This is a genomic window from Microbacterium sp. Ag1, from assembly GCF_001005635.1.
Lineage (GTDB): Bacteria > Actinomycetota > Actinomycetes > Actinomycetales > Microbacteriaceae > Microbacterium > Microbacterium oxydans.
The window spans coordinates 291949-304623 of sequence record NZ_LBCR01000034.1; the positions used below are offsets into that span (position 1 = coordinate 291949).

The 12675-nt window shown below is 70.1% G+C and carries 9 protein-coding genes and 1 riboswitch; of the genes, 6 read left to right on the plus strand and 3 right to left on the minus strand.

The genetic code is table 11. The features are described from left to right. Positions 1–86: 86 nt before the first annotated feature. The 3 genes from AAY78_RS18090 to mfd are packed head-to-tail and all read right to left on the minus strand — an operon-like array spanning position 87 to position 7377. Positions 87–3146 (minus strand): aminotransferase class III-fold pyridoxal phosphate-dependent enzyme, encoded by a 3060-nt coding sequence (locus AAY78_RS18090; RefSeq protein ID WP_046749653.1) that lies wholly within the window; start codon positions 3144–3146, stop codon positions 87–89. Continuing rightward, positions 3143–3766 (minus strand): gamma carbonic anhydrase family protein, encoded by a 624-nt coding sequence (locus tag AAY78_RS18095; protein ID WP_046749654.1) that lies wholly within the window; start codon positions 3764–3766, stop codon positions 3143–3145. Before AAY78_RS18095 ends, AAY78_RS18090 begins: the two co-directional genes overlap by 4 nt. 35 nt (positions 3767–3801) lie before the next feature. Next, complete coding sequence (gene mfd / locus AAY78_RS18100) at positions 3802–7377, minus strand: transcription-repair coupling factor (protein WP_046749655.1); 3576 nt, start codon at positions 7375–7377, stop codon at positions 3802–3804. 78 nt (positions 7378–7455) lie between these two features. On the opposite strand from mfd, the gene AAY78_RS18105 reads away from it, so the two are divergent. The 6 genes from AAY78_RS18105 (at position 7456) to ribH (ending at position 12671) form a co-directional block, all read left to right on the plus strand. Continuing rightward, entirely contained in the window at positions 7456–8019 is a 564-nt protein-coding gene (locus AAY78_RS18105) for a GNAT family N-acetyltransferase (protein WP_046749656.1), read from the plus strand. A 77-nt stretch (positions 8020–8096) separates the two neighbouring features. Continuing rightward, the gene (locus AAY78_RS18110) at positions 8097–8960 is read left to right on the plus strand and encodes an Fpg/Nei family DNA glycosylase (protein WP_046749657.1); all 864 of its coding nucleotides are present in this window, start codon (positions 8097–8099) and stop codon (positions 8958–8960) included. A gap of 77 nt (positions 8961–9037) precedes the next feature. Next, positions 9038–9182: riboswitch (FMN riboswitch) on the plus strand. Between the two features lie 63 nt (positions 9183–9245). After that, on the plus strand, positions 9246–10307 hold the full coding sequence (gene ribD, locus AAY78_RS18115) for a bifunctional diaminohydroxyphosphoribosylaminopyrimidine deaminase/5-amino-6-(5-phosphoribosylamino)uracil reductase RibD (RefSeq protein WP_046749658.1): 1062 nt from the start codon (positions 9246–9248) through the stop codon (positions 10305–10307). Further along, entirely contained in the window at positions 10307–10936 is a 630-nt protein-coding gene (locus tag AAY78_RS18120) for a riboflavin synthase (protein WP_046749659.1), read from the plus strand. The genes ribD and AAY78_RS18120 overlap by 1 nt, the downstream gene beginning before the upstream one ends. Further along, on the plus strand, positions 10933–12201 hold the full coding sequence (locus AAY78_RS18125; RefSeq protein WP_046749660.1) for a bifunctional 3,4-dihydroxy-2-butanone-4-phosphate synthase/GTP cyclohydrolase II: 1269 nt from the start codon (positions 10933–10935) through the stop codon (positions 12199–12201). Before AAY78_RS18120 ends, AAY78_RS18125 begins: the two co-directional genes overlap by 4 nt. After that, positions 12198–12671, plus strand: a complete 474-nt coding sequence (gene ribH, locus AAY78_RS18130) for a 6,7-dimethyl-8-ribityllumazine synthase (protein WP_046749661.1) — start codon at positions 12198–12200, stop codon at positions 12669–12671. Before AAY78_RS18125 ends, ribH begins: the two co-directional genes overlap by 4 nt. Positions 12672–12675 lie beyond the last annotated feature (4 nt).

The window sequence follows — 12675 nt, forward strand, 5'->3', positions numbered from 1 at the left end:
GGAATCATCTGCGCTACGGCGAATTCGGTTCGAAATGCGCTTTTAACAATCGGACCGACCGCGGGATTCGAAGACCCGTCGCGCGGTCACCATCCTTCGGCGAGCACCCGATCCAGCATCGCAACGACATGGTCGGCGCTGTCGGCTGTGAGGCACAGCGGCGGCTTGATCTTCAGGACGTTGGATCTCTCGGAGGTGGTCAGCACGATCACACCGAGCTCGCGCATCCGCTCGCAGATCGCCGCGGCCTCTGCGGCCGCCGGCTCCATCGTGTCGCGGTCACGCACGAGTTCGACGCCGAGATACAGGCCCTCCCCGTGCACGACGGCCACCAGCGGATGCCGATCGACGAGACCGCGAAGCCCCTCGGCGAGGCGGGCGCCGATCACGGCGGCGTTGCGCTGCAGGTCGTCCTCGACCATGGCGTCGAGCACCGCGAGTCCGACACGACAGCTGAGCGAGCTGCCTCCGGCCGATGAGAAGAACTGCCCCTGCGTCGACAGCGCGTCCGCGATGCGCTTCGACGTGATCACACCGCCGATCGGGTAACCGTTGCCCATGGGCTTCGCGATCGTGACGATGTCCGGCACGACGCCTGCGAGCTCGAACCCCCAGAAGGCGGACCCCATCCGCCCGAACCCGACCTGCACCTCGTCGGCGATGCACAGCCCGCCCGCCGCCCGGATCTGCGCATAGGCACCATCCACGTAGCCCTCGGGGAGCACCACGCCGCCCGCGTTGCCGAGGATCGACTCGCAGAGGAACGCTGCGACCTCCCGCCCCTCGTCCTGCAGCCGGTCGAGATCGCTCGCGAGGTCGGCGAGGTAGTCGGCGGCGACATCCGCCCCTCGATACGTGCCGCGGAAGCGGTTGGGCACATCCGCGACGTGCACCCAGTCGGGACGCGTCTCGAGCGCGGAGGGGTTGTCGTACGCGCTGGTGGTGACCGCATCGCTCGCCGCGGTCCAGCCGTGATATGCCTCGCGCAGTGCGACGACCGTGCGTCGTCCGGTCGCGGCCTGGGCCAGACGGATCGCCAGATCGACCGCCTCGGAGCCGCTGTTGACCAGCAGCACGGTGTCGAGCCCGCTTCCTTCCGGCATCAGGGCGAGCAGCCGTTCGCTGTACTCCGCGAGGTCGCGGAACAGGAAGCGGGAATTCGTGGCCAGGGTGCGCAGCTGGCGGCCTGCCGCCTCCGCGACCTTCGGATGCGCGTGACCGAGGCCGGCGACGTTGTTCACCATGTCGACATAGGTGCGCCCTGTGGTGTCGATCAGATGGTGCCGCCATCCGCGTTCGATCTGCGGAGGACGCTCGTAGTAGCGCTCCTGCGCGGAGGCGAAGATCCGCTCACGTCGCCGCAACTCCGCGGCCGCGTCGTCGCGCTGCACGAACGACGGCAGCCCGAGCAGCGGGGCGGGGTCGGCGGTAAGACGGCTCCACGCCGGGACGCGCTCGGGCGCGACGAGTGGCGCACCGTCCGCCTGACGTTCGGGAGCATCATCGCGGTGGATGCCGACGGTCAGGCGCCGCGGCTCGAATGCGGCAGCGATCCAGCCCACGGTCTCGCCGACGTCCACGGGGCGCTCGCGCCGCTCCTCCGCATCGAGCCCCGAGATCTGCAGCACCCAGTCGTGACCGTCGCCAGCACCGTCGTCGCCTGCACCGTCGCCAGCACCGTCGTCGCCAGCACCGTCGTCGCCAACACCGTCGTCTCCAACACCGTCGTCTCCAACACCGTCGAGATCGAGGACGAGACGGGCCACCCCGCCCCGTTGCGTCACCCGCCCGCTCGCCGGAGCCGCCACCCTCACACGAGGGCCCGGAGGGAGATGCAGTTCGCACGACGTCGCCCACGTCTCCCCCGACGCGGCCTCGTCGATGCGCGCCCGGGTGAGTCGGAACACCCCGTAGGGCAGCACCGCTACGGCGACCCCGAGCTCGATCGCCTCGGCGACCAGTTCCCGCTCCGACGTCTCCTCGAGCCAGCGTCCGCCGTCGAGGTCCGCCGACTCGACGCCCGGATCGATCACGGCGACGCGACCGGTGAGATCCGGCAGGAGCGCGGCCAGCGGAGCGGCGTCAGGATCGGTCACCACATCCGCCGCATCGAAGCCGGGGCCCTCATCGACGCCGACCGTGGCGAGCACGTGCTCTGTCATCTCGACGAGCGGCAGCAGTGTCGCGGCGTCGAAGATCGCCTGCTCGCCCGCGACCCTCTCACGCGCGTAGTCGTTGTCCCCGTCGATCTCCAGCTGACGCCACCCGCTCGCGACCAGCAGGGCAGCGCGCAGCACCACGAGCGGCCAGACCGCTCTCGCCTCCGCGTCCCTCAGAGGTGCATGACGGTGGAAGGCAGCGATGGTCTCGAGCACCCGCAACGGCCGCTCCGGCTCGTGATGCAGCATCGATGCCGCGCACACCGCCAGCTCGGCGACGCGCCAGCCGAGCCCGAGGTCGCCGAGATCGAGCACCGTGCGCGGGTGCAGCCGTGCGTCGTCGCCGCGCTCCCCCATCACGTTGTCGTCCGTGAGGTCGCCGTGGATCGCCTGCACGGGGAGCCGGTCGGCGAGAGGCTCGACGGCGGCATGCGCCTTGGCCGCGGCGCGCAGCACCCGTCCCCGGAGCGCGGCATCGGCGATCGACGGCGCGAGCGCATCGATCTGCTCGTACGCGACGCGCATGTCCCACATCTGCCGACGGTCGAGGCCGGGATGATCCAGCGCCGACAGCGCGTTCACGGATGCGCCGGCCAGCGCCCCGAACTCCGCGAGCACGACGGGCGCGAGGTATCCGGCATCCACCATCGGCTCGCCCGGCGCGCACTCGCTGCGCCGCGCGGCGAAGCCGTTCCAGCGCTGGGTGAGCGCGCCGTCGAGCCCCGGGAGGACCGCCGGGACCTCGACGCCTGCGTCACGGTAGGCATCGAGTGCGACGTGCTGCGCCTCGCGCTCGTCATCGCCGAACACCGGGTTGTCGATCCTCAGCACGCTCTTCGCCCCATCCTGCGTGGTGAGCAGGAAGTTCCGATCCTGGTTGCTGCCCAGCTCCTCCGCGGTCGCCGCGATCCCCCAGCAGTCGAGGGCGATCCGCGCGGCGTCGGCCGTGCTGACGGCGGGGCGGACCAGGCCCACGTCGCCCGTCATGCGTGGGACTGCCCGCGGTGCGCGTCGAGGCTCACATCCTGCGCATGCCGTGCCAGCGAGCTGCCGTAGCGCTCCGTCAGCTGCACCATCAGGTCGGGGGTGTCCCGGTCGACCCCGAAGACGTGCCCGGGGAAGTCGAGGTCGGGCTGCGCCGCCGCGATCTCCTCCTCCCGGTCGGGCGAAAACAGCTGCACCGGATCGCCGACAGCCACCCAGCCGATCGGCACGACGGTGCCCTCAGGCAGCACCGCGCGGCGGAGCACGATCGCATTGACGCGCACCTCGCAGCGCGATCCGATCAGGGAGCCGTTGAACACCCTCGACCCCGAGGCGAGGAACGTCTCCTCCCCCACGGTCGCACCGGCGATGCTCGACAGCGTGCCGATCAGGGTGTGCGATCCGATGTGCACCGCGTTCGCCGCAGTCGCCCGGATGAGCGCGTTCTCCATGACGATGACGTGCTCACCGAGGGTGATCGCGCCTCCCTCGGCGGTGATCACGGCGCCGTGCAGCACCTGGCAGCCCGGCCCGATCTCCACGTCTCCGGAGACGACGGCGGTGGGGGCGATGACGGCGGTGTCATGGATGCGGGGGCGAGCCCCGAGGTGCTCGTACAACATGCGGCCAGACTAGTACTGCCGCCCGGGGCCCCGCGCTACTCGGCCTTGACCGGTTCGGGGAAGATCGCCGTGAACAGCTGTCCGACCCACTCGAGCAGTTGCGCATCGGGCAGGGGTTCGAGCCCCACGCCGACTGCAGCAGGGACCGTGGGCATCGGCACGACCAGAGCCTCTCCCCCGGAGACGAGCTTCGCCTTCGGGTACAGACGCTGCAGCCGCACCTTGATCGAGTCCTCGAGCCGCGCGGGCGCGATGCGCAGGTTCGACCCCATCACCACGACGTCCGTCAGCCCCGCCCGTGCCGCACGACGACGAAGGCGCGAGACGGCCAGCAGCCCTTCGACCTCTTCCGGCGGAGTGCCGTAGCGGTCGACGAGCTCTTCGACGACGAGATCGATGGCATCGTCCTTCGCGGTCGCAGCGGATGCGGCGGAGAGCTTCTGGTACGCCTCGAGGCGCAGCCGCTCACTGTCGATGTAGTACTCGGGGATGCGCGCGTCGAGGGGCAGCTCGAGCCGCAGCTCCTGCCCGGTCTCGACCTCGTCGCCGCGGAAGGTCGCCACGGCCTCGCCGATCATGCGCAAGTAGAGGTCGAAGCCCACGCCGGCGATATGACCGGCCTGCTCGGCACCGAGCATGTTGCCCGCACCACGCAGCTCGAGGTCCTTGAGCGCGACCTGCATCCCCGACCCGAGTTCGTTGTTGACCGCGATCGTCTGCAGACGGTCGGCGGCAGTCTCGCTCAGCGGCTTCATCTCGTCGTACAGGAAATAGGCGTAGGCGCGCTCTCGCCCACGACCGACGCGGCCGCGCAGCTGGTGCAGCTGGCTGAGTCCGTACTTGTCGGCGCGGTCGATGATGATCGTGTTCGCGTTCGCGATGTCGAGTCCGGTCTCGATGATGGTCGTCGACACGAGCACGTCGAACTTGCGCTCCCAGAAGTCGTCGACGACCTGTTCGAGCTGGTGCTCGGCCATCTGACCGTGTGCGACCGCGATCCTGGCCTCCGGCACCAGTTCGGCGAGCTCGCTCGCGACCCGCTGGATCGACTGCACCCGGTTGTGCACGAAGAACACCTGGCCTTCGCGCAGGATCTCGCGTCGGATCGCCGCCGCCATCTGCTTGTCGCTGCGGGGACCGACGAACGAGAGGATCGGATGCCGGTCCTCCGGTGGCGTCGCCAGGGTCGACATCTCGCGGATGCCGGTGACCGCCATCTCCAGTGTGCGCGGAATCGGGGTCGCGCTCATAGCGAGGATGTCGACGTTCGTCTTCATCTTCTTGAGCGCGTCCTTGTGCTCGACGCCGAAGCGCTGCTCCTCGTCGATGATCATCAGGCCCAGGTCCTTGAAGATCACCTGATCGGTGAGGATGCGGTGGGTGCCGATCACCATGTCGACCGAGCCCTCCAGCAGGCCCTGCAGGGTGAGGCGCGCCTCCTTGTCGGTCTGGAAGCGCGACAGCGGCCGCACCTTCACCGGGAAGCCCGCGAAGCGCTCCGTGAACGTCTCGAGGTGCTGCTTCACGAGCAGCGTCGTCGGCACGAGCATGGCGACCTGCTTGCCGTCCTGGATCGCCTTGAACGCGGCACGGACGGCGACCTCGGTCTTGCCGAAGCCCACATCGCCCGAGAGCAGACGGTCCATCGGGATCGGCCGCTCCATGTCGGCCTTGATCTCGTCGATGGTCTGCAACTGGTCCTGGGTCTCGGCGAACGGGAAGGCTTCTTCGAGTTCGCGCTGCCACGGGGTGTCGGGGCCGAACGCGTGGCCCTTCGCGCTCATCCGGGCGGAGTAGAGCTTCACGAGCTCGACGGCGATGTCGCGGACGGCCTTGCGTGCTTTGCCCTTGGCCTGCGACCAGTCGCTGCCGCCCATCTTCGAGAGCGTGGGGGCCTCGCCACCGACGTACTTCGAGAGCAGGTCGAGCTGATCCGTCGGAACGAACAGCTTGTCGCCGGGGTACCCGCGCTTGGAGGGCGCGTACTCGAGCACGAGGTAGTCGCGGATCGACTTCGTGGCGTTGCGTCCGCCGGTGGACACCTCGCGCTTGGTCATCTCGACGAAGCGGCCGATGCCGTGGGTGGCGTGCACCACGAAGTCGCCCTGCTTGAGCTGCAGCGGGTCGACCACGTTCTTGCGGCGCGATGCGAGCTTCTTGACCACCCGCTGGTCACCGCCGATCGTGCGGCCGTAGAACTCGTTGTCGGTGAGGACCGCGAGCTTCGCCTCCGCCACCTGGAAGCCGGCTTCCACGGACCCGATGACCAGCGTCGCGACGCCGCCCTCCGGTGCATCGCCGAGCGTCTCGACCACTCGGGCGGCCAGGCCGCGGTCGGCGAGCACGTCGCGTGCGCGGTCGACCAGACCGCCACCGGCCGCGATCACGACGACGCGCCACCCGTCGGTCAGCTTCGCCTCGACGAAGGAGATCGCGCCGTCGACGTTGCCGTGGAAGGACGGGATGACGGCGGCGCCGAGGTTCGTGGCGTCCGCGTCGCCCTCGCCGAGCCCGGCTCCGAACGGGCTGAGCCGCCACCACACGCCGTCCCGATCCCGCACGACCTCGCGCAGCTCGGCGATCGTCAGGAAATCGCCGGCACCGAGGTCGATGGGAGCCGACGCCCCCGAGGTCGCGGCGCTCCACGCGGCATCGAGGAACTCGCGATTCGTGTCGCCGAGGGTGATGGCACGCGCACTCGAACGCTCCGGGTCGATGATCGCCGTGGCGCTGCCGACGGGCAGGTACTCGGCCAGCGACTTCAGCGGCCCTGCGACGGCGGGGAGCAATGACTCCATGCCCTCGACCGGGATACCCTCGGCCATCTTCTCGAGCATTCCCGAGATCGCGGGGAAGCCTCCGACCAGGGCACGGGCACGATCTCGGACCTCGGCGGTGAGCAGCAGCTCGCGGGTGGGAGGCAGATCGACACCGGTGACGTCGCCGGGCAACGAGCGCTGATCGGCGACCGAGAACGCGCGGATCTGATCGATCTCGTCGCCGAAGAACTCGACGCGATACGGATGCTCCGACGTCGGAGGGAAGACGTCGAGGATGCCGCCGCGCACCGCGAACTCGCCGCGACGGGACACCATGTCGACGCGCGAGTAAGCCCGCTCGACCAGCTGCTCCACCGCGAGGTCGAGTTCGTTCCCCCTGCTGCCGACGGCGAGTTCGAGCGGGGCGATCTCTCCCAGGTTGCCCGCGATCGGCTGGAGCGCGGCGCGCACGGATGCCACGACGACGAGCGGGTGATCGCCCGACCACTCGGCGATCCGGCGCAGGGTCTGCAGCCGCTGGCCGACCGTGTCGGGGCTCGGGCTGAGCCGCTCGTGCGGCAACGTCTCCCAGGCCGGGAAGGTCAGGACATCGGCCTCCGGAAGGTAGGCGTGCATCGCGAGCGCGAGGCTCTCCGCCCTCCTGCCCGTGGGGACGACGGCGAGCAGGGCGGCGGGGTGCCCTGCCGCGGCGCGCTTCTCGAGCAGCCCGGCGAGCGCGGGCGCATCGAGCCCGTCGACCAGGCCGAGATCGGCGTCGGTGCGCGCCCAGCTGAGGGCATCGCGGTACAGAGACGCCTCTTCCAAGGCGCGCAGAATCCCCGGAACAGTCACCGGACAAGACTAGTCGCGCCCACCGACACTCCGGCCGCTCCGCGTTCGCAGGGGCATCGTTCTCCCTAGGCTGTCGGGATGGAATCCGTCGTCCTCACCACCGAACGCCTCGTCCTCCGCGCCCCGACGGAGGCGGACATCGATGCGATCACGGATGCCTGCCAGGACCCGGAGATCCCGCGCTGGACGACCGTTCCGAGTCCGTACGGTCGCGAGGACGCCGCAGAGTTCGTGCGCATGGTCGCCGCGCAGTGGGACACCGGGTCGGAGGTCGTCTGGGGCATGTACGCGGATGGCGAACTCGTCGGCATGATCGGTCTGCACAACATGACCGAGCACTTCACCGGCGCGACTGCCGAGCTCGGCTACTGGGTGACGGAGGCGGCCAGGGGCAAGGGCTATCTCGCAGAGGCGGGGAGGGCAGTGGTCGACTGGGGGTTCGTCGGACTCCGGCTGGTGCGCATCCGCTGGCAGGCCGTCGCGGGCAACGTCCCCTCCGCCCGCGCTGCGCGCGCCCTCGGCTTCCGGTACGAGGGACTGCAACGGCAAGCGCTCACGGGCCCGCGCGGCCGGGACGACGGCTGGATGGCCGGGCTGCTGCCGAGCGACGACCGCACGCCGGTGGACTGGCCCATCCTCTGAGGTTCGTGACCGCGCGGCGAGCGATGACCTCGGCAGCCGAGGGTGACAGTGTCGGCGGCCGATGACAGGATGAACGCATGCCGGAGATGCCGGAAGTCCAGGGGCTGTCCACCTTCCTCGACGAGCGCGCCGTGGGGCACACGATCACGCGCGCCACCGTCTCGGCGATCGCCGCGCTGAAGACGTACGATCCGCCGATCCATGCGCTTCAGGGGCAGACGATCACGGCGTCGACCCGTCTCGGCAAGTTCGTCGTGCTCTCCTGCGGCGACGAACTGCACCTGGTGTTCCACCTCGCGAAGGCCGGCTGGCTGCGCTGGTACGAGACCCTCCCCACGACGCTCATCAAGCCGGGCAAGTCGCCGATCGCCCTGCGCGTCGCGCTCGACGACGGGAGCGGGTTCGATCTCACGGAGGCGGGCACGAAGAAGTCGCTCGCGGTGTATGTCGTCCGCGATCCGCAGGAGGTGCCGGGCATCGCCAGGCTCGGACCCGATCCGCTCGACGAGGCGTTCACGCGCGAGACGTTCGCCGCCCTGCTCGACGGCCGCCGCATGCAGATCAAGGGGCTGTTGCGCGACCAGGCGGTCATCGCCGGTATCGGCAACGCGTACTCGGACGAGATCCTGCATGCCGCTCGCATGTCGCCGTATGCGATCGCCGACACGCTCGACGGTGCCGAGATCGATCGCCTCTTCGATGCCATGCGCGAGACGCTCACCGAAGCGGTCGCCGAAGCCTCCGGCAAGCCACCGGCCGACCTGAAGGATGCGAAGCGCCGTGGGATGCAGGTGCACGCCCGCCGGGGGGAGGCCTGCCCGGTGTGCGGCGACACGGTCCGCAGCGTGTTCTTCGCCGACCGTTCGCTCGAGTACTGCCCCACCTGCCAGACGGGCGGCAAGGTGCTCGCCGACCGGCGTCTGTCCCGGCTTCTCAAGTGACGGCGAGCGCGTGGCGCACCCGGATGCATGTCTTGGAATGAAATCTGCGCAGATGCGTTGACTACACTCAGATCAACAACGTGCTCCGGGGTCGGTGGGAATCCGAACCGGCGGTGACAGTCCGCGAGCGTCTCGAGAGATCGAGATGCCGATCCGGTGGAATTCCGGGACCGACGGTGATGCGAGGGAGACCTCGCTAGTCCGGAAGGGAGGCAGCACGAGACGCATACGTGCGTCCGTTCCGCCATCCCTGCCCGAATCCGGAGCCTCAGAGGAGGACGACGGATGGCAGTGAACGCGGCAGAGCGCACCGCGATGGACCGCGCTCTCCATCTCGCCGCTCGCGGGCCCCGCGGGGCGAACCCGCAGGTCGGCGCGGTCATCCTCTCCCCCGACGGCACCGTGCTCGCCGAGGGCTGGCACCACGGCGCCGGCACTCCGCACGCCGAGGTCGACGCTCTCTCGAAACTCGCTCCCGGCGAAGCCGAAGGCGCGACGGCCGTGGTCACACTCGAACCCTGCAACCACACCGGCCGCACTGGCCCCTGCGCCGTCGCCCTGATCGAGGCGGGCATCTCACGGGTGGTCTACGCTCTCGACGATCCCGGCGCGGTGTCCGGGGGCGGCGCGGAACGTCTGCGCACTGCCGGCGTCGAGGTCGAGTCCGGCGAACAGGCGGATGCCGCGCACGCCCTCATCGCCGGATGGCTGACCGCCCAGCGACTCGGCCGTCCGCACATCACCGTCAAGTGGGCGCAGAGCCTCGATGGCCGCGCCGCCGCCGACGACGGGTCGAGCCGGTGGATCACCGGATCCGCAGCCCGCACCGACGTGCACCGTCGCCGGGCAGCGGCCGATGCGATCGTCGTCGGCACGGGAACGGTGCTCTCCGACGACCCCGCTCTCACGGCCCGCGACGGTGAAGCTCTGCACCCGCATCAGCCGATCCCCGTGATCATCGGAACGCGGCCCACACCCGCCGCGGCAGCGGTGCATCGCCACCCGCAGACGCCCCTGTTCTTCGACACCCGCGACCTGCATGCCGTCGCGGCCGACCTCCATGCCCGCGGCGTGCAGAGCGTGTTCGTGGAGGGCGGCCCGACGCTCGCCAGCGCCTTCATCGCGGCGGGGCTGGCCGACCGGGTGCTCGCCTACATCGCGCCCGTGCTGCTGGGCGGACGCCGGCTCGCCCTGACGGAGATCGGCGTCGGATCCATCGGCGAGGCGCGCCGCCTCGTCGTCGACGAATGGGTACCTCTCGGCGAGGACCTGCTCGCCGTCGCACACCCCGCGGACGCGGCGGACCCTGCGCAAACCACGAACCCCCAGAGCGAAGGAGCCGCCTGATGTTCACCGGAATCATCGAGGAGATGGGCGAGATCACCGCGATCACCCCCGCGGGCGACGGCTGGCGACTCACCGTGCGCGCGCCCCGCGCCGCTGCGGATGCCGTGCACGGCGAGTCGATCGCCGTCTCCGGCGTGTGCCTGACCGTGGTCGGCTCGACCGCGGACACCTTCGACACCGACGTGATGAAGCAGACGCTCGATGTGGCCGCGATCGGGTCGGCGACCATCGGCACCCGCGTGAACATCGAGAAGGCCATGCCGGTGGGCGCCCGACTCGGCGGACACATCGTGCAGGGCCACGTCGACGGGGTCGGCGAGGTGCTCGAGGTGCGGCCCGGCGCGCAGTGGAGCGTGCTCCGGATCAGTCTGCCCGCCGATCTCGCCCCACTCGTCGTCGACAAGGGCTCCATCTCGGTCGACGGCACCTCGCTGACGGTGAGCGCCGTCAGCGCCCCTGCAGACCCCTCTCCGTGGTTCGAGGTCTCGCTGATCCCCGAGACCCTCGCCGCGACGACCCTCGGCGTCCGCGCCGTGGGGGACCGCGTGAACCTGGAGACCGATATCCTCGCCCGCCACGTGGAACGCCTCCTCGCGTTCCGGGCTGCACCGGAAGGAGGCTCGCGATGAGCCTTTCCACCATCGACGAAGCCCTGGAAGCCCTGCGCGCCGGGCGACCCGTCCTCGTCGCCGACGATGAGAACCGCGAGAACGAGGGCGATGTCATCCTCTCGGCAGAGCTCGCGACGCCGGAGTGGGTGGCGTGGACCGTGCGCTGGTCGTCCGGTTTCATCTGCGCCCCGATGCCCGCCGACCTCGCCGACCACCTCAACCTGCCGCCGATGGTCGCCGCCAGCGAAGACGCCCGCTCGACCGCCTACACCGTGAGCGTCGACGCCGCGCAGGGGGTCACCACCGGCATCAGCGCCCATGACCGCGCCCACACGCTGAACGTGCTGTCGAACCCGGAGTCGACGTCGACCAGCATCATCCGCCCGGGCCACGTACTGCCTCTGCGGGCGGTCGACGGCGGCGTGCGCGAGCGCAGCGGCCACACCGAGGCCGCCGTCGAGCTCATGAAGCTGGCGGGGCTCCGCCCGGTCGGAGCGATCGCGGAGGTCGTCGCGGAGGACGGCAGCATGATGCGCCTGCCCGGACTCATCGAGCTCGGTGCGCGAGACGGCGTACCCGTGATCACGATCGAGCAGCTGATCGCCCACCTGAACGAGATCGACCCCGATGGCGCGACGCCCAGTGCGCACCACGGACGCCGCGTGAGCCTGCGCGCCGACGCCACCGTCCCGACCACGCACGGCACGTTCCGCTTCCTCGCGTACAAGGACCGCATCACCGGCACCGACCACATCGCGGTCGTCTCCGGCGAGCCTGGCGACACCGCGCTGGTACGCGTGCACTCGGAGTGCCTGACCGGCGAGGCGTTCGGGTCGCTGAAGTGCGAGTGCGGCCCACAGCTCGACTCCGCACTCGACGCGATCGAGAAGGAGGGCGGGATCGTCATCTACATGCGCGGCCACGAGGGGCGAGGGATCGGCCTGATCAACAAGCTGCGCGCCTACAGCCTGCAGGAGGAGGGCCTCGACACGGTCGATGCCAACCTCGCTCTTGGCCTGCCCGCAGATGCGCGCGACTACGCCGCGGCGGCCGGCATCCTCTCGGACCTCGGCGTATCGAAGGTGCGTCTGCTGACGAACAACACCGACAAGGTCGCGCAATTGCGCGAACTCGGCCTCGACGTGATCGAGCAGGTGCCGCTGATCGTCGGAGTGGGTCCGAACAACCACCAGTACCTCGAGACCAAGCGTGACCGGATGGGTCACATCATCGGCGAAGCAGACCTCGCAGAGGCACTCGCCCACGGAAAGGACGACGAATGAGCGGCGCAGGAGCACCCGAGACAGGAAACATCGACGGGCGGGGTCTGAACGTCGTCATCATCGCCGGCACCTGGCACGAGACGATCTCGAACGGCCTGATCGCCGGGGCGGAGCGCGTGCTCGACGCCGCCGACGCCACGCACCGGCTCGTGCGCGTGCCCGGCTCCTTCGAGCTCGCGATCGCCGCGCAGGCCGCTTTCGCCGGGGGAGCCGACGCGGTCGTCGCGCTGGGCGTGATCATCCGCGGCGGAACCCCGCACTTCGAGTACGTCTCGGCGGCGACCACCGACGGCCTCACTCGGGTCGCACTGGATGCCGGCAAGCCCGTCGGCTTCGGCGTGCTGACTCTCGACGACGAGCAGCAGGGACTGGACCGCGCGGGGCTGGAGGGTTCCAAGGAGGACAAGGGCGCCGAGGCGGCCGATGCCGCCCTGCGCACCGCTCTCGTCACGAGGGAGCTCCGCGGCTGAGGTC

Coding starts and splice junctions, on each gene's coding strand:
- ribD (WP_046749658.1), top strand. CDS start 9,246: ATGGCAGTGAACGCGGCAGAGCGCACCGCGATGGACCGCGCTCTCCAT.
- AAY78_RS18090 (WP_046749653.1), bottom strand. CDS start 3,146: ATGACGGGCGACGTGGGCCTGGTCCGCCCCGCCGTCAGCACGGCCGAC.
- AAY78_RS18120 (WP_046749659.1), top strand. CDS start 10,307: ATGTTCACCGGAATCATCGAGGAGATGGGCGAGATCACCGCGATCACC.
- AAY78_RS18095 (WP_046749654.1), bottom strand. CDS start 3,766: ATGTTGTACGAGCACCTCGGGGCTCGCCCCCGCATCCATGACACCGCC.
- AAY78_RS18105 (WP_046749656.1), top strand. CDS start 7,456: ATGGAATCCGTCGTCCTCACCACCGAACGCCTCGTCCTCCGCGCCCCG.
- AAY78_RS18110 (WP_046749657.1), top strand. CDS start 8,097: ATGCCGGAGATGCCGGAAGTCCAGGGGCTGTCCACCTTCCTCGACGAG.
- ribH (WP_046749661.1), top strand. CDS start 12,198: ATGAGCGGCGCAGGAGCACCCGAGACAGGAAACATCGACGGGCGGGGT.
- AAY78_RS18125 (WP_046749660.1), top strand. CDS start 10,933: ATGAGCCTTTCCACCATCGACGAAGCCCTGGAAGCCCTGCGCGCCGGG.